Source organism: Streptomyces decoyicus (assembly GCF_019880305.1).
Classification (GTDB): Bacteria; Actinomycetota; Actinomycetes; order Streptomycetales; family Streptomycetaceae; genus Streptomyces; species Streptomyces decoyicus.
This window is the reverse complement of the sequence record NZ_CP082301.1, coordinates 6,753,499-6,774,804: the sequence shown is the minus strand read 5'-3', so window position 1 is coordinate 6,774,804 and position 21,306 is coordinate 6,753,499. Positions and strand designations below refer to the sequence as shown.

The 21,306-nt window shown below is 68.6% G+C and carries 8 protein-coding genes and 2 pseudogenes; 8 read left to right on the top strand and 2 right to left on the bottom strand.

What is annotated here, in order from left to right; translation table 11 throughout:
- Positions 1-246 precede the first annotated feature (246 nt).
- The 4 genes and pseudogenes from K7C20_RS29630 to K7C20_RS39075 all read left to right on the top strand — a co-directional run bounded on the left by K7C20_RS29630 (position 247) and on the right by K7C20_RS39075 (position 15,597).
- Positions 247-627, top strand: coding sequence for a tyrosine-type recombinase/integrase (locus K7C20_RS29630; protein WP_052414268.1), 381 nt, complete (start codon positions 247-249; stop codon positions 625-627).
- The gene (locus K7C20_RS29625) at positions 627-1,142 is read left to right on the top strand and encodes a site-specific integrase (RefSeq protein WP_052414267.1); all 516 of its coding nucleotides are present in this window, start codon (positions 627-629) and stop codon (positions 1,140-1,142) included. Before K7C20_RS29630 ends, K7C20_RS29625 begins: the two co-directional genes overlap by 1 nt.
- Before the next feature lie 623 nt (positions 1,143-1,765).
- Positions 1,766-1,903: pseudogene (locus K7C20_RS29620) on the top strand (IS5/IS1182 family transposase); the annotation flags it as partial.
- A gap of 629 nt (positions 1,904-2,532) precedes the next feature.
- Positions 2,533-15,597: an Ig-like domain repeat protein gene (locus tag K7C20_RS39075; RefSeq protein ID WP_281429747.1), complete on the top strand. Its 13,065-nt coding sequence runs from the start codon at positions 2,533-2,535 to the stop codon at positions 15,595-15,597.
- 259 nt (positions 15,598-15,856) lie between these two features.
- On the opposite strand, the gene K7C20_RS29560 is transcribed toward K7C20_RS39075, so the two are convergent.
- Complete coding sequence (locus tag K7C20_RS29560; protein ID WP_209443875.1) at positions 15,857-16,045, bottom strand: hypothetical protein; 189 nt, start codon at positions 16,043-16,045, stop codon at positions 15,857-15,859.
- Positions 16,046-16,319: 274 nt separating this feature from the next.
- Positions 16,320-16,607 (bottom strand): hypothetical protein, encoded by a 288-nt coding sequence (locus K7C20_RS29555; RefSeq protein WP_030087903.1) that lies wholly within the window; start codon positions 16,605-16,607, stop codon positions 16,320-16,322.
- Positions 16,608-17,521: 914 nt separating this feature from the next.
- Between K7C20_RS29555 and K7C20_RS29550 the strand changes: the two genes are divergently transcribed.
- The 4 genes and pseudogenes from K7C20_RS29550 (at position 17,522) to K7C20_RS39700 (ending at position 21,192) form a co-directional block, all read left to right on the top strand.
- Entirely contained in the window at positions 17,522-18,085 is a 564-nt protein-coding gene (locus tag K7C20_RS29550) for a hypothetical protein (protein ID WP_078953068.1), read from the top strand.
- A gap of 123 nt (positions 18,086-18,208) precedes the next feature.
- A complete protein-coding gene (locus K7C20_RS29545; RefSeq protein ID WP_030087907.1) occupies positions 18,209-18,952 on the top strand; it encodes an IPT/TIG domain-containing protein in 744 nt (247 codons plus the stop codon).
- 173 nt (positions 18,953-19,125) lie between these two features.
- Positions 19,126-20,112: pseudogene (locus tag K7C20_RS39705) on the top strand (IPT/TIG domain-containing protein); the annotation flags it as partial.
- 3 nt (positions 20,113-20,115) lie between these two features.
- Positions 20,116-21,192, top strand: coding sequence for an IPT/TIG domain-containing protein (locus tag K7C20_RS39700; RefSeq protein WP_343236137.1), 1,077 nt, complete (start codon positions 20,116-20,118; stop codon positions 21,190-21,192).
- Positions 21,193-21,306: the final 114 nt, after the last annotated feature.

Below are 21,306 nucleotides of genomic sequence, written 5' to 3'. Positions count from 1 at the left end.
TCGGGGTCATCCCGGTACGCCCAGTACCGGGACGACCCTCCGTCTTGCGATCGCACGCACCAGACGCCGCGAGGCCCGCCCTACGGGCGAACGACGGGACTTTGAAGACAAGCCCTAGCGGGCCGACAACGCGAGGAGAGCGGGTATGCCACCCAGCAAACCGCCCGGGACCGTCTCGTCCACCTCTACACCACCAAATGCAACGCTCCCGCCGCCCTGCTCGAAGAGCGCCGCCGACTGGCGCGGATGACCTTCGCCGAATACGCGGAGTACTGGCGCACGCGGCAACGCCACCTCGTGGACTACTCCACGGGCCGAAAACACCGCTCCCACCTCACCGCACACCTCTATCCGGAACTCGGCGAACACCGGATGGAATCCATCAGCCCGATGATCATCGAGCATTTCATCACCGGCATGGAACGCCGGAACATCCAGCCTGGAACACAGCGCAACGTCTATGGCCTCCTCCGGGCCGTCCTCCTGGACGCGGTCCGCAAAGGAGCCATGGCCACCCACCCCACCCTCGGCATCAAAACCCGCGACTACTTCCCCCGCGATCCATCATCCCGACCGTCGAATACGCCACAGCCGCGGCCCGCACGGCGGATTTCCAACTGGGCCTGATGATCACCATGATGCGCGGCTGCGGACTGCGCAACGGCGAGGCCCGCGCCGTCAACGTCAACAACGTGGTATCCGACGACGTATACCGGGTGACCTGCCAGATCCACCACAACACCTACAAGACCGCACCCCTGAAACACCGCCGGCCAGGAGAATTCCGCGACGTCCCCCTGCCGCGATCCGTAAAGGAAGCCATCGAACGCTTTGAACAGCGACACGGCACGACGGACGAGGGCTACCTGCTGCACGGACCGAACGGCTATTTCACCTACCGGATAGAGAGCACGCGGGCAGCCAAACTGCACACCGTGCTTCCTCCCCCGGACGGCATGACCCTCTCCGGCTACCGCGACCTGTTCGCCTCCGTCTGCCTGGAACACGGCATCCCCATCACCGACGTCTCCGAATGGCTGGGTCACCGCAAGATCGAGACGACCTACCGCGCCTACCGACACGTGATGCCCGGATCGCTCGCACGGGCCGGGCAAGCCCTGGACCGCACCCTCGCAACCTGATACCCACCCGCCCCACCGCATTCCGAACCCGTCCCCCCGCAGGCCAGGGCACCGCCTCATCGACGGAATACCGGTGGCCTGCCATCACCTCGACACCGAAATACCCGCCGCTTCCCCGCAACAGGGCAACCAGCGCCGACCAGAGCCCCTCCGGCAACGGCACCGCCACTATAAACAAGCTCTACTGACGCGCCGTCAGGAAAGTCAGCAAGAGGTCAGCATGAAGACTGCCGAAGCCTCCCACACATGGGCACCACCTGCACATTGGCGAATCCGAACACCCCCCTTCGCCACCTGCAAAAACGCCGGTCAGTGCGCCGTCTGCAAACTGACTGCAAATCGCGGCGCCAATGCAAAGCCTGACGAGGCATCGCCACACGCTATGACAAGACCCCGCACAGCTACCTCGCCGGCCTCCACCTGCGCGCCTCGATGATCTGGCTCAAGGACCTCACGAGAACCGCACCTTGATCACAACTCAATACGCGCTCTAGCACTGACTTCAGCCATCCCCTCCATACCAGGACAACGACAATGACCAGCTCAGGACACAAACCGCTGCTGGAGTAACCCCGGACCGGACCGAGACCTTCTACTCCCCACTTGGTAGGTTTGGTCTTGGTGTGGCTGGTGTGATCACGGCCTTCGAGCCGTCCTGGATAACCCCGTTCACCGGGCTGAGCCTGCGCTGCTTCAGTGAGTTGGTGACCGCCCTGCGCCGCGAGGGTGCGGACCCAGTGCGCCGGGGCCGGCCGTGGGCGCGGGCAGCCGGAGTCCAGACTGCTCCTGGGCCCGCCGACGGGTGACGGAGCCATTGGTAAGTGTCCCGGCCGGGCTCAGTTCGAGCAGATGCCGACCTCGGAGTCGACCGTTGTTGTCTTCTTGGAGGTACTTCCACTCCGGATCGAGTAGATCGTTCTTCAACTGCTGCGCAGCGGCCGGGCTCCGACGATGTGGCCGAAGCCCTGCGGTCCGGTCAGGACGGGTGAAGATCTTGGAACCGATGTAGAACGCGGAGTCGTCCACTGAGACCACTGTGTGATGAGCAGCCGCTACGCGTAGGAACAACTTGCTGCCCTCGGCCGCGCCACCACCTCACGCAACGGGCCGCACAACCATGGCGATTGCGCGTACGTAGTGCGTCGATGTGCTTCGGGTGCGCCGTGTACACAACTTAGGCGCTCCGCTGTTCGAGGGTTTATCGCTTGTGGCTGTGGCGTGGTGCCACCGAGGGCCGTTCCATTGGAGATATCAGCCGGTGGGTCGCCGCCCCGTCCCTCTTGTGCAACAGGAACCGTTCATCGTCGGCGAGTTGGCCCTTCGGACCGAATCTACGGTGCCACGCGGCGATGCGGCTCAAGCAGCAACAACGCTCTCGGAGGGCCGCGCCATGGCTGCCACCATTACCCTGATCACGTCCTTGCCGGGCTTCTCGGTCTTCGGCCAGGCGGTCGCTTTCAGAGCCACCGTCGTCCCACTGGGAGTCGGCACTCCAACCGGGACCGTGACGTTCGACATTGGGGGCGGGCCCACCCTGACGGCGCCTGTGGTCGGCGGCCAGGCCACCGTTTCCACCAACGCCCTGGGCGCGGGAGTCCATACCGTTAGGGCTTACTACAGCGGTGACACCCAATTCACTCCTTCAAGCGGTACCACCTTGCACGTTGTCGTCTCCGCGCCGACGGTCACCACGGTGACCTCCTCGCCCGACCCCTCGACGGTGGGCGAGCTGGTGACCCTCACGGCCACAGTCAGGCCGGTTGCACCGGGAGCGGGCACCCCCACCGGCACTGTCACCTTCATTTTTGGTTGGGGCTCGACGCTTAAGGCACCTCTGATCGGCGGCAGAGCCACCGTTGCCACGAGCGCCCTGAGCCTGGGATCCAACTCGGTCACAGCCATCTACGAGGGCAGTCCCGACTTTCTTCCCTCCACCGGTTCGGACACGCACACTGTGCAACCGGCCCGGGCTGCGACTACTACGGCCGTGTCCTCTTCTCCTGGCCCTTCGGTGGTCGGACAGTCGGTGACGTTCACTGCCAGGGTCGCGCCCATGACACCTGGGATGGGCACTCCTACCGGTACTGTGACCTTTGCCTTCGGTGATGGTGCGTCGCCTGTTACAGCGGCACTCTCCGGTGGCGTCGCGACTGTCACTCATACCTACGTCACCGCAGCTGGCAGTCCCTACAGCGTCACTGCCGTATATAGCGGCGATATCAACTTCACCAGGTCCAGCGGCTCCACCAGCCAAACCGTCGACCGGGCCTCCACCGTCACCACGGTCGCCTCCTCGCCCGACCCCTCGACGTTCGGTCAGCCGGTCACCCTCACCGCGACGGTCGCACCAGTGGCGCCGGGCGCTGGTGTTCCCACCGGTTCGGTCATTTTCACCGTCGACGGCACCGGGCCCGTCGACGTGCGGCTGGACCGTTTCGGGCACGCGTCCCTCACCACGGGCGCGCTCGCCCCTGGCAGCCATGACATCACCGCCGTCTACAGCGGCGACCCGAACTTCACCGCCTCCACCGGCACCGACGTCCATACCGTCGAGCGGGCCGCGACCACCACTACGGTCGTGTCCTCGCCCGACCCCTCGACGTTCGGCGAGCCGGTCACCGTGACGGCGACGGTCACCCCGGTCGCTCCGGGCGCCGGGAGTCCCCTTGGCACGGTCACGTTCACCATCGACGGCCCCGGCGGCGGCACCCATACCGTGCCCCTCGACAGCGATGCCACCGCGACTTTCATCACCAGCACCCTGGAGGCCGGCAGCCACGCCATCACCGCGGTCTACAGCGGCGACACCGACTTCAGTGGCTCCGGCGGCTCCACCACCCACTCCGTCAGCCGCACCACGACGAGCACCACCGTCACCTCGTCTCCGAACCCCACCGCCCCCGGTCAGACCGTCACCCTCACCGCCACCGTCAGGGGGCTCTCGCCGGGCCCCGGCGCCCCCACAGGGACTGTCACGTTCACCGTCATGGGCTCCGGCGGTGGCACGCTGACCGGCACCTTGGACGCCAACGGGGTCGCCACCGTCACCACCGACACCCTGGGCACCGGTACGCACACTGTCACCGCGGTCTACGGCGGCGACGCCAACTTCGGCGGTTCCAGCGGCTCCACCAGCCACGAAGTGGGTGCGTCGTCGAGCGCCGTCACCCTCACCATCTCGCCGGAACCGTCCACCTTCGGCGAGCCCGCCACCGTCACCGCCACGGTGACCGCGATCCCGCCCGGTGCGGGCATCCCCACCGGTACGGTCACGTTCACCGTCGCCGGCCCCGGAGGCGGCAGCTTCACAGAGACGCTGGACGCCGGCGGCATGGCCACCATCACCCTCGACACCCTCGGCACCGGCATCCACAGTGTGACCGTCTCCTACAGCGGCGACGGCATGTTCGGCCCGTCCAGCGGCTCCACCACCCACCGCGTGACCCAGGCCCCGACCACCACCACGGTCACCACCTCACCTGACCCATCCACCTACGGCGAACCCGTCACCGTCACTGCCACGGTCACCCGGTCCATGCCGGGCGCGGGAACTCCTACGGGCACGGTCACCTTCACCATCACCGGCGTCGGCGGTGAGACGGTGACCGTCCCCTTGGACGGGGCAGGATCCGCGGGCTTCACCACCAGTACGCCCCTGGGGGCCGGTAGTCACACCGTCACGGCGGTCTATGGCGGTGATGCGAACTTCGCGACGTCCACCGGTTCCGACACTCAGACCGTGGGCCTGGCGTCGACCACGACGACGGTCACGTCCTCGCCGAACCCTTCGACCTTCAGTGAGCAGGTCACCATCAGTGCCAGGGTGACTCCGATCGCGCCGGGTGCCGGTGTCCCGACGGGAACGGTGACGTTCACGGTCAGCGGCCCTGGTGGGGGCACACTCACCGCTCCCCTCGACGCGAGCGGTACCGCCTTCGCCACCACGAGCACGTTGGCGGCGGGCAGCCACTCGGTGACGGCGGTCTATGGCGGCGATGCGAACTTCACGTCCTCGACCGGCACCGACACCCAGACGGTCAACCGGGCGGCCACCTCGACGACGGTCACCTCGGCGCCGGATCCGTCGGTCTTCGGGCAGGGGTTCACGGTCACCGCGCGCGTCGCGGCCGTGCCGCCGGGGGCGGGTACCCCGACCGGCACGGTCACGTTCACGATCGACGGTGTGGGCCCGTTCGATGTGGCGCTGGACGCCTCCGGGCAGGCCCACTTCACCAACAGCACGCTGGCCGCCGGGGGGCACACCGTCACCGCCGTCTACAACGGCGATGCCGACTTCTCCGGTTCGACGGGCAGCCATACGCAATCGGTGCATCAGGCGGCGACGACCACGACGGTCACTGCGTTGCCGGATCCGTCGGTGTCGGGGCAGAGGTTCACCGTGACCGCCGTGGTCGCTCCCCTGGCGCCGGGTGCCGGCGTCCCCACCGGCACCGTCACCTTCGCACTGAGCGGCGGGGGCAGCATCGAGGTGCCGTTGGACGCCACGGGCAAAGCAACCGTCAGGGGCAGCCTGACCGCCGGCCAGTACACCGGCACCGCCACCTACAACGGCGATGTCAACTTCACCAGGTCCAGCGACAGCACCACCCACACCGTCACTCAGGCGTCGACCACGACGACAGTGACCTCTGCACCGGATCCCTCCGCCTTCGGCCAGGCGGTGACCGTCACCGCGACGGTGTCGCCCGTCGCGCCCGGCGCGGGGACGCCCACCGGTTCGGTCGCCTTCACCATCGATGGTGGCCAGCCCATCGACGTACCGCTGGGCGGGTCCGGGCAGGCGACTCTCGTCACCAGCGCGCTCGCCCCTGGCAGCCATGACATCACCGCGCTCTACAGCGGGGACACTGACTTTGTCGGCTCGAGCGGCAGCGACACCCAGACCGTCCACCAGGCCGCGACGACGACCATGGTCGTGTCGTCGCCCGACCCGTCGGCCTTCGGCCAGCCGGTCACCTTCACTGCCAGCGTCGTTCCGGTTCTGCCGGGAGCGGGCGCGCCGACCGGCACGGTAACTTTCACCCTCACCGGTCCCGGCGGCGGCACCCTGACGGCGACTGTCGACACGGGCGGCACCGCCGAGGTGACCACCAGCGCCCTGAAGGCGGGCAGCCACACCGTCACCGCGACCTACAGCGGCGACGCCGCTTTCACCGGGTCGACCGGCGCCGATACGCACACGATCACCCAGGCTGCTACGTCCACGGTCGTCTCGTCTTCGCCCGATCCGACAGCATTCGGCGAGACGGTGACTCTGACTGCCATCGTGACACCGGTCCCGCCGGGGGCCGGGACGCCGACCGGGACGGTCACGTTCACCGTCACCGGTCCCGGTGGCGACACCCTCACCGGCACGGTGGATGCCAACGGCGTGGCCACCGCCTCCGTCGACACCGTGGACTTCGGCAGCCACACCATCACGGCCGTCTACGGCGGCGACACCAACTTCGGTACCTCCACCGGCACCGACACCCACACCGTGGTCACGCAGCCCTCGACCGCCACCACCATCACTTCCTCCCCCAACCCGTCCACGTACGGCCAGTCGGTCACCTTCACCGCCACAGTGAGCGCGCTGCCGCCTGCGACCGGTACACCGACGGGCACGGTCACCTTCACCATCAGCGGTGCCGGTGGCGGCACTCTCACCGGCACCCTGAACGCGAGTGGCGAGGCTACGGTCACCATCAGCACGCTGGGTGTCGGGACCCACAGCGTGACGGCTGCCTACAGCGTGACGGCTGCCTACAGCGGCGATTCGACGTTCGGCCAGTCCAGCAGCAGCAGCACACAGATCGTCGCCCAGTCCGCGACGAACACGGTGGTCGCCACCTCGCCGGACCCGTCCACATTCGGCGAGCCGGTCACCATCAGCGCGACGGTGACCCCGGTTCCGGCGGGCGCAATTGTCCCCACCGGGACAGTCACGTTCAGTGTCGACGGCGTCGGCGGTGAGACGGTGACCGTCCCCTTGGACGGGGCAGGATCCGCGGGCTTCACCACCAGTACGCCCCTGGGGGCCGGTAGTCACACCGTCACGGCGGTCTATGGCGGTGATGCGAACTTCGCGACGTCCACCGGTTCCGACACGCAGACCGTGGGCCTGGCGTCGACCACGACGACGGTCACGTCCTCGCCGAACCCTTCGGCCTTCGGTGAGCAGGTCACCATCAGTGCCAGGGTGGCTCCGGTCGCGCCGGGTGCCGGTGTCCCGACGGGGACGGTGACGTTCACCTCCAGCAGCGGCCGGGCCCGTACGGTGGCGCTGGACGCGGGCGGGAGGGCGACATTCACCACCAGCGTGCCGTTCGAGGCGGGCACGGAGACCATCACCGCCACCTACAACGGCGGCGACGGCTTCCTGCCCTCCACGGGCAGTACCACCCAGACGATCAACCAGGTGATGACCACCACCACGGTCACCACCTCGCCAGACCCCTCCGTGTTCGGCGAGCCGGTCACGCTCAGAGCGACCGTCACTCCCGTCGCACCGGGCGCGGGCACCCCCACCGGGACGGTCACCTTCACCATCACGGGCGGGGACACTGTGACCGTGTCCCTGGACGCCGGTGGCACCGCCGTCTTCACCAACAGGGCACCCCTGGCGGCGGGCAGCCACTCGGTGACGGCGGTCTACAGCGGCGATGCGAACTTCACCACCTCGACCGACACCGACACCCAGACGGTCAACCGGGCGGCCACCTCGACGACGGTCACCTCGGCGCCGGATCCGTCGCTGTTCGGGCAGGAGTTCACGGTCACTGCGCGCGTCGCCGCCGTGCCGCCGGGTGCGGGTACCCCGACCGGTACGGTCACGTTCACGATCGAGGGTGTGGGCTCGTTCGATGTGGCGGTGGACGCCTCCGGGCAGGCCCGCTTCACCAACAGCTCGCCGGCGCCCGGGAGTTACACCGTCACCGCGGTCTATAACGGCGATGCCAACTTCGCCACCTCGACCGGCAGCCATACGCAAACGGTCCATCAGACGGCGACGACCACGACAGTCACCTCCTCGTCCGACCCTTCGGTGTTCGGTGAGCCGGTCACCCTCAGTGCGACCGTCGCGCACGTCCCGCCGGGAGCCGGTGTCCCGGCCGGCACGGTCACCTTCACGGTAAGCGGCCCCGGTGGAGGTACCTTCACCGGCGCCTTGGACGGCGGTGGCGTGGCCAGGGTCGTCCTCAGCACGCTCGGCACAGGTGAGCACAACATCACGGCCAGGTACGGCGGTGATGCGAACTTCACCGCCTCGACCGGCACCAGCACACAATCGGTCCATCAGGCGGCGACGACCACGACGGTCACTGCGCTGCCGAACCCTTCGGTATCGGGGCAGACCTTCACCGTGACCGCCGTGGTCACTCCCCTGGCGCCGGGCGCCGGCGTCCCCACCGGCACCGTCACCTTCGCACTGAGCGGCGGGGGCAGCATCGAGGTGCCGTTGGATGCCACGGGCAAGGCGACCGTCAGGGGCAGCCTGACCGCCGGTCAGTACACCGGCACCGCCACCTACAACGGCGATGTCAACTTCACCAGGTCCAGCGACAGCACCACCCACACCGTCACTCAGGCGTCGACCACGACGACAGTGACCACCTCACCCGACCCCTCCGCCTTCGGCCAGGCGGTGACCGTCACCGCGACGGTGTCGCCCGTCGCGCCCGGCGCGGGGACGCCCACCGGTTCGGTCGCCTTCACCATCGATGGTGACCAGCCCATCGACGTACCGCTGGGCGGGTCCGGGCAGGCGACTCTCGTCACCAGCGCGCTCGCCCCTGGCAGCCATGACATCACCGCGCTCTACAGCGGGGACACGGACTTTGTCGGCTCGAGCGGCAGCGACACCCAGACCGTCCACCAGGCCGCGACGACGACCACGGTCGTATCCTCGCCCGACCCGTCGGCCTTCGGCCAGCCGGTCACCTTCACTGCCAGCGTCCTTCCGGTTCCGCCAGGAGCGGGCGCGCCGACCGGCACGGTAACTTTCACCCTCACCGGTCCCGGCGGCGGCACCCTGACGGCGGCTGTCGACACGGGCGGCACCGCCGAGGTGACCACCAGCGCCCTGAAGGCGGGCAGCCACACCGTCACCGCGACCTACAGCGGCGACGCCGCTTTCACCGGGTCGACCGGCGCCGATACGCACATGGTCGCCCCAGCGGCGACGAGTACCACGGTCTCGTCCTCGCCCGATCCCACGGCTTTCGGCGAGACGGTGACTCTGACCGCCATCGTGGCGCCGGTCCCGCCGGGGGCCGGGACACCGACCGGGACGGTCACGTTCACCGTCAGCGGGACCGGTGGCGACACCCTCACCGGCACAGTGGACACCAGCGGCGTGGCCACCGTCACCACGAACACCCTGGGCTTCGGCACCCATGCCATCACCGCGGTCTACAGCGGGGATGCGAACTTCACATCCTCGACCGGCACCGCCACCCACAGCGTGGTCACGCAGCCCTCGACCGCCACCACCGTTACCTCCTCCCCCAACCCCTCCACCTACGGCCAGTCGCTCACCTTCACCGCCACCGTCAGCGCGCTGCCGCCCGCGACGGGTACACCGACGGGCACAGTCACCTTCACCATCAGCGGTGCCGGCGGTGACACCCTCACCGCCACCCTGAACAGCAGCGGCGTGGCCACCGTCACCACAGCCACTTTGGGTGCCGGCACACACAGCGTCACCGCCGTCTACCACGGCGACGCCACCTTCGACCCCTCCCGCAGTAGCGCCACGCACACCGTCAACCATGCGGCGACCACCACCACCGTCACCACCACCCCCGACCCCTCCACGTACGGCGAACCGGTCACCGTCAGCGCGAGGGTCGCCCCGATCGCGCCAGGTGCCGGCGTCCCCACCGGCACGGTCAGCTTCACCTCCAGCAGCGGCAGCAACCGCACCGTACCCCTGGACGCCGGCGGCATCGCAACCTTCACCACCAGCACCCCCTTCCAAGCAGGCACCGAAACCATCACCGCCACCTACAACGGCGACGCAAACTTCACCACCTCCACCGGCACCGACACACAGACCGTCAACCAAGGAGCCACCTCCACCACGGTCTCGTCCTCGCCCGATCCCTCGGTCTTCGGCGAAGCCGTCGTCCTCAGCGCGACCGTCACCCCGGTCGCGCCGGACGCGGGCGTCCCGACCGGTACGGTGACCTTCACGATCAGCGGACCCGGCGGCGGCACTCTGACGGCGGCCGTCGACACGGGCGGCACCGCCGCCGTGACCACCAGCACCTTGGCGGCAGGCAGCCACACGGTGACCGCGGTCTACAGCGGCGATGCGAACTTCACCACCTCGACCGACACCGACACCCAGACGGTCAGCCAGGCCGCGACGACCACGACGGTTACGTCCTCGCCCGATCCCTCGGTCTTCGGCGAAGCCGTCTTCCTCGGCGCGACCGTCACCCCGGTCGCGCCGGGCGCGGGCGTCGCCTCGGTCTTCGGCGAAGCCGTCGTCCTCAGCGCGACCGTCACCCCGGTCGCGCCGGACGCGGGCGTCCCGACCGGTACGGTGACCTTCACGATCAGCGGACCCGGCGGCGGCACTCTGACGGCGGCCGTCGACACGGGCGGCACCGCCGCCGTGACCACCAGCACCTTGGCGGCGGGCAGTCACTCGGTGACGGCGGTCTACAGCGGCGATGCGAACTTCACCACCTCGACCGACACCGACACCCAGGCGGTCAACCGGGCGGCCACCTCGACGACGGTCACCTCGGCGCCGGATCCGTCGGTGTTCGGGCAGGAGTTCACGGTCACTGCGCGCGTCGCCGCCGTGCCGCCGGGTGCGGGTACCCCGACCGGTACGGTCACGTTCACGATCGAGGGTGTGGGCTCGTTCGATGTGGCGGTGGACGCCTCCGGGCAGGCCCGCTTCACCAACAGCTCGCCGGCGCCCGGGAGTTACACCGTCACCGCCGTCTACAACGGCGATGCCAACTTCGCCACCTCGACGGGCAGCCATACGCAAACGGTCCATCAGACGGCGACGACCACGACAGTCACCTCCTCGTCCGACCCTTCGGTGTTCGGTGAGCCGGTCACCCTCAGTGCGACCGTCGCGCACGTCCCGCCGGGAGCCGGTGTCCCGGCCGGCACGGTCACCTTCACGGTAAGCGGCCCCGGTGGAGGTACCTTCACCGGCGCCTTGGACGGCGGTGGCGTGGCCAGGGTCGTCCTCAGCACGCTCGGCACAGGTGAGCACAACATCACGGCCAGGTACGGCGGTGATGCGAACTTCACCGCCTCGACCGGCACCAGCACACAATCGGTCCATCAGGCGGCGACGACCACGACGGTCACTGCGCTGCCGAACCCTTCGGTATCGGGGCAGACCTTCACCGTGACCGCCGTGGTCACTCCCCTGGCGCCGGGCGCCGGCGTCCCCACCGGCACCGTCACCTTCGCGTTGAGTGGCGGGGGCAGCATCGAGGTGCCGTTGGATGCCACGGGCAAAGCAACCGTCAGGGGCAGCCTGACCGCCGGTCAGTACACCGGCACCGCCACCTACAACGGCGATGTCAACTTCACCAGGTCCAGCGACAGCACCACCCACACCGTCACTCAGGCGTCGACCACGACGACAGTGACCACCTCACCCGACCCCTCCGCCTTCGGCCAGGCGCTGACCGTCACCGCGACGGTGTCGCCCGTCGCGCCCGGCGCCGGAGCCCCCACGGGCACGGTGAGCCTCACGATCAGCGGCACCGGCGGTGGCACCTTCACCGTGCCCGTCGCCGCGAGCGGTATCGCCAGCATCACCACCAGCGCGTTGGAAGTCGGCAGTCACCCCATCACGGCGGTCTACAGCGGCGACACCAACTTCACCGGGTCCAGCGACAGCACCACCCACACCGTAGATCGGTCGTCGACCACGACGACGGTGACCTCTGCACCGGACCCCTCCGCCTTCGGGCAGGCAGTGACCGTCACCGCCACGGTGTCGCCCGTCGCGCCCGGCGCCGGAACCCCCACAGGCACGGTGAGCCTCACGATCAGCGGCACCGGCGGTGGCACGTTCACCGCGCCCGTCGACGCCACGGGACTGGCCACCGTAACGATCCCCACCTTGGACGCGGGCAGCCACACCGTCACCGCGGTCTACAGCGGGGACTCCGGCTTCACCACATCGACGGGTACCGACACCCACACCGTGGACCAGGCCGCGACAGTCACGACGGTCTCGTCCTCGCCCGATCCCACGGCTTTCGGCGAGACGGTGACTCTGACCGCCATCGTGGCGCCGGTCCCGCCGGGGGCAGGGACGCCGACCGGGACGGTCACGTTCACCGTCAGCGGGACCGGTGGCGACACCCTCACCGGCACAGTGGACACCAGCGGCGTGGCCACCGTCACCACGAACGCCCTGGGCTTCGGCACCCATGCCATCACCGCGGTCTACAGCGGGGATGCGAACTTCACCAGTTCGACCGGCACCGCCACCCACAGCGTGGTCACGCAGCCCTCGACCGCCACCACCGTTACCTCCTCCCCCAACCCCTCCACCTACGGCCAGTTGCTCACCTTCACCGCCACCGTCAGCGCGCTGCCGCCCGCGACGGGTACACCGACGGGCACGGTCACCTTCACCATCAGCGGTGCCGGCGGTGACACCCTCACCGCCACCCTGAACAGCAGCGGCGTGGCCACCGTCACCACAGCCACTTTGGGTGCCGGCACACACAGCGTCACCGCCGTCTACCACGGCGACGCCACCTTCGACCCCTCCCGCAGTAGCGCCACGCACACCGTCAACCATGCGGCGACCACCACCACCGTCACCACCACCCCCGACCCCTCCACGTACGGCGAACCGGTCACCGTCAGCGCGAGGGTCGCCCCGATCGCGCCAGGTGCCGGCGTCCCCACCGGCACGGTCAGCTTCACCTCCAGCAGCGGCAGCAACCGCACCGTACCCCTGGACGCCGGCGGCATCGCGACATTCACCACCAGCGACCCCTTCCAAGCAGGCACCGAGACCATCACCGCCACCTACAACGGCGACGCAAACTTCACCACCTCCACCGGCACCGGCACACAGACCGTCAACCACGCCGCGACGACCACGACGGTTACGTCGTCTCCTGATCCGTCCACCTTCGGTCAGCCGGTGACCTTCACAGCGACCGTCGCAGCGGTGCCGCCGGGTGTGGGGACACCTACGGGCTCGGTCACGTTCACCGTGAGCGGTGGAGGGACGGCCGTCGTACCGCTTGACTCGGGTGGGGTGGCGAAGTTCATTCCCGGTTCGCTCAGTGCCGGAAGCCACCCCGTCACCGCCACCTACAGCGGTGACGCGAACTTCACCACCTCGACGGGCGGCGACACCCAGACGGTCAACAAGGCCGCGACCTCCACGACACTGACGTCGTCTCCTGATCCGTCCACCTTCGGTCAGCCGGTGACCTTCACAGCGACCGTCGCAGCGGTGCCGCCGGGTGTGGGGACACCTACGGGCTCGGTCACGTTCACCGTGAGCGGTGGAGGGACGGCCGTCGTACCGCTTGACTCGGGTGGGGTGGCGAAGTTCATTCCCGGTTCGCTCAGTGCCGGAAGCCACCCCGTCACCGCCACCTACAGCGGTGACGCGAACTTCACCACCTCGACGGGCAGCGACACCCAGACGGTCAACAAGGCCGCGACCTCCACGACGGTCACCTCAACGCCCGACCCCTCTGCTGCCGGGCAATCGGTCACGATCAGCGCGACGGTCGCGGCGGTTCCGACCGGCGCGGGCGCCCCCACCGGGTCGGTGACCTTCACCATCGACGGAGCAAGCACGGTCAGCGCGCCACTGAGCGGTTCCGGAGAGGCCACCATCACCACCAGCACGCTCGGTGTCGGCAGCCACACCATCACGGCGCTCTACGGCGGTGACGCGAACTTCACGTCTTCGACGGGCAGCGACACGCAAACGGTCAACAAGGCGGCGACCTCCACGACGGTCACCTCAACACCTGACCCCTCGGCTGCCGGGCAGTCGGTCACGATCAGCGCCACTGTCGCACCGGTTGCGTCCGGCGCGGGCGTCCCCACCGGGTCGGTGACCTTCGCCGTCAGCGGATCCGGCGGCGGCACCCTGACCGGCACCCTCAACGCCAGCGGCGTGGCCACCGTCACGACCAGCACCCTCGCCGCCGGCAGCCACACCATCACAGCGGCCTACAACGGAGACACCAACTTCACGACATCCACCGGAACCGACACCCAGACCGTCAACAAAGCAGCCACCACCACGACCGTCACCTCAACACCTGACCCCTCGGCTGCCGGGCAGTCGGTCACAATCAGCGCCACCGTCGCACCGGTTGCGCCCGGCGCGGGCGTCCCCACCGGGTCGGTGACCTTCGCCGTCAGCGGCACCGGCGGCGGCACCCTGACCGGCACCCTCAACGCCAGCGGCGTAGCCACCGTCACGACCAGCACCCTCGCCGCCGGCAGCCACACCATCACAGCGGCCTACAACGGAGACACCAACTTCACGACATCCACCGGAACCGACACCCAGACCGTCAACAAAGCAGCCACCACCACGACCGTCACCTCAACACCTGACCCCTCGGCTGCCGGGCAGTCGGTCACAATCAGCGCCACCGTCGCACCGATTCCACCCACCGCAGGCACGCCGACTGGGACGGTGACCTTCACCCTCAGCGGCACCGGCGGCGGCACCCTGACCGGCACCCTCAACGCCAGCGGCGTAGCCACCGTCACGACCAGCACCCTCGCCGCCGGCAGCCACACCATCACAGCGACCTACAACGGAGACACCAACTTCACGACATCCACCGGAACCGACACCCAGACCGTCAACAAAGCAGCCACCACCACGACCGTCACCTCAACACCTGACCCCTCGGCTGCCGGGCAGTCGGTCACAATCAGCGCCACCGTCGCACCGATTCCACCCGGCGCGGGCCTCCCCACCGGGTCGGTGACCTTCACCCTCAGCGGCACCGGCGGCGGCACCCTGACCGGCACCCTCAACGCCAGCGGCGTAGCCACCGTCACGACCAGCACCCTCGCCGCCGGCAGCCACACCATCACAGCGACCTACAACGGAGACACCAACTTCACGACATCCACCGGAACCGACACCCAGACCGTCATGGTGGCCGCGACCACAACCACCGTCACGTCCGCGCCCAATCCCTCCGACGAGCAACAGCAGGTCACCATCACGGCCACCATCACCCCGGTGCCGCCCGCAACGGGTACGCCCACCGGGACGGTCAGCTTCTCCATCAACGGTCCGGGAGGCGGCGATTTCGTCGTCCCGGTGAACTCCAGCGGCCAAGCCGTCCTGCTGATCAGCACCCTGGACAACAGCACCCACAACATCCACGCCACCTACAGCGGTGACGCCAGCTACACCAGCTCGACGGGCACGGCGTCCCAGACCACGCGGAAGTGACGACCGTGCCGCACGACCCCGCTGCACCAGCAGAGCCGCGGTCGCGACAGGACCTCGAGGAGGTGCCTGCTCGCGCCCGGCACCCCCTTCGTGGCTGCTTAGCTCTCGCCGACCAGTCCGGCTGGGAGAGATCTGCCTCCGTCGGGCACTCCAAGGGCGGAAAGGCCATACAACGCACGGCCGACGCCCAGCTCGTCGCGGTCACGCAACACCGCGACGATCACCTGGGTCGTAACGGCGAGAACGGTGACGAGTCCGATCAGCCAGGGGCCGCCGAACGCAATGGTGATCGCGGGGGCAGCGACAGCAACGGACCGAGGTGGATGTCCGGCGGTGCCAGGACGTCGATGACGACGACCGCCGCAATCCACGCGAGCGGGACGGCCACCATCGCGTCACGCGCACGCAGTGACCGGCGAAGATCAACAAGGCGCCGCCCGAGATACATACCTCCTCTTTACACCTGCCACAGCCGCACAGCACGGCGGCGGCCGGCTGACCTCGCCCGGCCAGATTGATTGTCCTGGCCATGGCCTGGGTCGGCGATCACAAGGTGGTGAGAGCGAACCGTTCCATGGATCGGACCCCGGTGCGGCGGCACGCGGGCGATCTTGTGTTTGACGCAGCGGATCGCGTCCTTTTGGGTCTTGCCCAGGGACAACCGGGGCGCGGAGGAAACAGCGCCCAGGTGGCCATAACAGACGGGTGTCTTACGGCCGACTTTATCGGGCTCCGAATAGAAAACCGAGGGTCTCCATGCCTCGTCGCGCCGCCCGCCGGTACACCACTGCGATCGCGATGAGGCCAGCAGTGCTCGTCAGTCCGGTAGTGGCCGAGGAACTGAGATGCAGAAGCGACACGCCCACCGTGATGGCCGCGATGACCAGGGCGACGGTAACGGCTCGCACCCCTTCGTAGTCCCGGATAGGTTCGTGCCCTTGGAGTTGATCGCCGTCGAGCAGGGCCCCGACGCGGCCCTCGGCGCAGCGCTTAGCGATGGTGAGAAGCATCTCTCCAAGCGCACGTAGCCCATCATCGGAAGAGGCATCGAGACGGTGGCCTCGGCCGCCGGTCGGACGGCAGGCCCCAAGGCAACCTGGCGTCGTCGCTTTGCGAAGGTGCCACGCACACGTCGACAGACCCGGCGTGGGCGGAGTTGGTCGGCGGTCTCGACGAGGTAGCCGTGACGCGACCGATGCGACTGCGAGCGGCCGGGACATGGACTTGAGGTTCGTTACCCGAGCCCTCTGCGACGAGTGGCTGATCGATACCGGTAGTCCGTCGGCACCCGGATGTTCAGTCGCCGGGCAGGCCGACTCGGCCAGGAAGCACGTCGGCCGACGACGTGTTCGCACTCGCCTGGTGCCGACCCTCGTTGCCATCCGGCAAGGTCTGTCCGCCAGCGACAAACTCGGGTCTTCTGTCATGGGCTGCTCGGCGTGTCGCTCTCGGCGGCGGACGGGGAACGGCGGCCGGGCCACGTATCACCGCCGACGTTGCGTCTCTCGAACGGTGCGAGCTCTGCCATCTGAGTGATGGGTCGTCAATGGCATTGCAAGTGTGCTCACCCAGGTGGGTTACTGATGACCATCCAATCCGGTGGGCCGCCCATCCTCTCGGGGGAGGGCAGCTTGGCCTACCTTTGCTGATCCCACTTGAGAGCGTAGGCGGCGGTACAGACCTGGTGCCGCGGCGGGTGTCCTCCCGCGTAGAGGAAGTGAATGCATCATTCGGTGTCGTTCATCGACATCGGCTGGTGCGGCGGCTCACGTCACCTCTCCCTGGGGACGCCATGCGAACTGTCCGTACTTTACGCTCCATCCTCGGTGTCTGCGCCCTGACCGTGGCGCTGACCGCGGGGCTGGCCGCAGTCCCGAACACGGCACACGCTCAGACGCCTGTGCTGTGCAGTGAAACCTCGCTGGTGAACGCGATCACTGCGGCCAACGCGGCCGGCGGGGACACCCTGGCGCTCGTTCCGTTCTGCACCTACCAACTCACCAGCGCGCACGGCAGCACCCCCACCGGTCCGGTGGGACTACCGCCCATCACCACCCCGATCACCCTGCTGGGGATGGGCGTCACCATCACCCGCGACCCGAGCGCGCCGGCCTTCCGGGTCCTGCAGATCCAAGGTGCCGCGAACGTGCCAGGCACCAAAGGCCAGTTGAGCCTGGTCGGGGTCACCGTCCGAGGCGGCAGTGCCGTGCCCCCCTTCCCCGGGGGCGGCATCTCGAACCTGGGTGGCACGCTCTCCCTGCTCACCAGCTCCGTTACCGGCAACACCGCTGTCGCCGGAGGCGGGATCTACAACGACAACGGCGCCGTATCGCTGGCAGCCAGCTCCGTCACCGGTAACACCGCCACCTCCGGCGGGGGCGGCGGCATCTACGTCAACTCCGGGGGCGTGAACTTGCTGGCCACCACGGTGAGCGGCAACACCCCGGACAACTGTGCTCCGTCAGGCAGCGTCATCGACTGCACCTGACGGCCCGGCCGGCCTATCGGCCGAATGCTCCACCAGACAACCCACATCACCGCGGCGGAGAACACAGCCGTCCGGTCACGGTTCGTCATTCCCACTCGCACACCACAACAGAGGAGCAACACCATGCCTATCTCCCCCAACCAGGGATCGACCGGAGGCGGAACCACCGTCACCATCACCGGTACCAACCTCGGCGGCGCCACCTCGGTGCACTTCGGCACCAAGACAGCCACCATCACGGCCAACACCCCCACATCGGTCACCGTCACCAGCCCGTCCGGCACCGGCACGGTTCCGGTGACCGTGACCACCCCCGGCGGCACCAGCAACCCGCTGTCGTTCTTCTACGTCGGCGCACCGTTCAAGTCCAGCATCGCCCCCGTATCCGGCATCACCGGCGGCGGGAATACCGTCACCATCAACGGCACCGGCCTGACCACCGCCACCGCGGTGAACTTCGGTGCCGCCACGGCGACCCCGACCGTGGTCAACGACGGCCAGCTGACCGTCACCGTACCGGCGGGCGCGGCGGCCGGGCCGGTGAGCGTCAGTGTCACCACCGCGGGCGGTACCAACAACGGTCTGTCCTACACCTACGTCGACGGCCCCACCCTGGGCACGCTCAACCCCGCCTCCGGCCCGGCGTCCGGCGGAACTGCGGTGACCATCCCCGGCAGCAACTTCACCACCACCCAGTCGGTCACCTTCGGAGCCACGCCCGCACCGTTCTCCGTCATCAACGACAGCACCATTTCCGCCGTCACTCCGCCCGGGGCTGCCGGTGCCACCGACGTCACCGTGACCACCAGCGGTGGTAGCACCACCGCCACCGGTGGCTACACCTACTTGGCCGGACCTGGCATCTGACCCACCATCTGAGTCGCTGACGGCCTGGTCATGGCCACCAGGCGTGCGGACATCAGGCCCGGACAGGGTGCGTCCTTCCCCTGCCCGGGCCTACCTCACTTCCCTCACGAGCCTCGGGCCGGCGCATCTCTTCTGCGGCCGGCGGGGGCTCACGCTCTCGAAGGATCACGGCCGTGAATAGCTCAGCGCATACGCCAACCGCTTCCGCCACGCAGCCCCTTGCCGCAGCCACGCCCGCCGTCATTTCCGTCTCACCCACCTCGGGTTCCACCGCGGGTGGTACCACCGTGGTGGTCACCGGCACAGGCTTCACCGGCGCCACAGCAGTTCGCTTCGGCGCCACACAGGCGCCCTCGTTCACCGTCATCTCCGACACACAGATCACCGCCACCACCCCACTCGGGACCGGCACAGTGCAGGTCACCGTCACCACCCCGATCGGCACCAGCAACCAATTCGTCACCTACACCTACGTCACCACGCCCGCGCCGGTTCTCTCATCGGTGAGTCCTGTTTCGGGTCCGTCGGCCGGTGGCACGACGGTCACACTGACCGGCACGGGGTTCACAGGCGCGACCGCGGTACGGTTCGGCGCTACGCCCGCGTCGTTTGTGGTCAACTCCGCGACACAGATCACGGCGACGGCTCCTGCAGGATCCGGCACAGTGCAGGTCACTGTGACGGGACCCGGAGGAACGAGCAACGGTGTGCCATTCACGTACACGACGGCTCCGGTGCCCACCCTGACCTCGGTAACCCCCACATCGGGCCCGACAGCCGGCGGCACAACAGTCACACTCACCGGCACGGGGCTCACAGGCGCAACCGCGGTACGGTTCGGCGCTACGCCCGCGTCGTTCGTGGTCAACTCCGCCACACAGATCACGGCGACGGCTCCTGCAGGATCCGGCACAGTGCAGGTCACTGTGACGGGACCCGGAGGAACGAGCAACGGTGTGCCATTCACGTACACGACGGCTCCGGTGCCCACCCTGACCTCGGTAACCCCCACATCGGGCCCGACAGCCGGCGGCACAACAGTCACACTCACCGGCACGGGGTTCACAGGCGCGACCGCGGTACGGTTCGGCGCTACGCCCGCGTCGTTTGTGGTCAACTCCGCCACACAGATCACGGCGACGGCTCCTGCAGGATCCGGCACAGTGCAGGTCACTGTGACGGGACCCGGAGGAACGAGCAACGGTGTGCCATTCACGTACACGACGGCTCCGGTGCCCACCCTGACCTCGGTAACCCCCACATCGGGCCCGACAGCCGGCGGCACAACAGTCACACTCACCGGCACGGGGCTGGCCACTGCCAGCGCGGTGCGGTTCGGCGCTACGCCCGCAGCCTCCTTCACCGTGGTCTCCGACACCCACATCACTGCCGTCACCCCTGCCGGGACCGGCACCGTACCGGTCACCGTCACGACCCCGGGCGGCACCAGCAACGGGATCTCCTACACCTACTCCGCGGCCCCCATCCTGAGCGGCATCAGCCCCAACCAGGGCCCCACCTCGGGCGGGAACACCGTCACCCTCACCGGCGCCAACCTCACGGGAGCCACCGCGGTCACCTTCGGCACCACCCCGGCAACTTCCTTCACGGTCGTCTCCCCGACCCAGATCACCGCCGTGGTCCCTGCGGCCACCGCAGGGCCGATCGGTGTCACCGTCACCACCCCGGGCGGCACCAGCACCCTCCCGAGCGCCTACTTCTACGTCAGCACCCCGGTCCTCACCGGCGTCGCCCCGCCCTCGGGCCCGCTCTCGGGCGGGAACACCGTTACCCTCACCGGTGTCCATCTCATCGAGGCCACCGCGGTGCGCTTCGGTACCACCGCAGCGTCAGCGTTCACGGTGGTCTCGGACACCCAGATCACGGCTGTGGTTCCTGCGGGAGCCGCGGGTCTGACCGATGTCACCGTCAGTACCGCCGGCGGGACGAGCAACGCGGCCTCCTACACCTACCTGGCGGCACCCGTTGTCACGACTCTGATCCCAAGTCAGGGGCCCGCCTCCGGTGGCATCACCTTCACCCTCACCGGCACCAACCTCGCCCAGGCGACCACGGTGCTCGTTGGCGGCGCCCCTGCCGGGTTCACGGTCGTCTCCGACAGCCACATCGTCGTCGACGCCCTGCCCGGAGCCGCCGGGCCGGTCACTGTCACCGTCACCACGCCCGGCGGCACCAGCGCCCCGAAGACCTACACGCGAGTCGGCTCACCAGGGATCTGATGCGCCGCGTCAGCTTATGGTCCCGTCGCCCAGAGTCTTCGGTCGATGACTGTCAGGCTTGAACGGGCGATGTGCGCGAAGTGCTGTGGGAGCCACTTGTGTTCGGGGTCATCG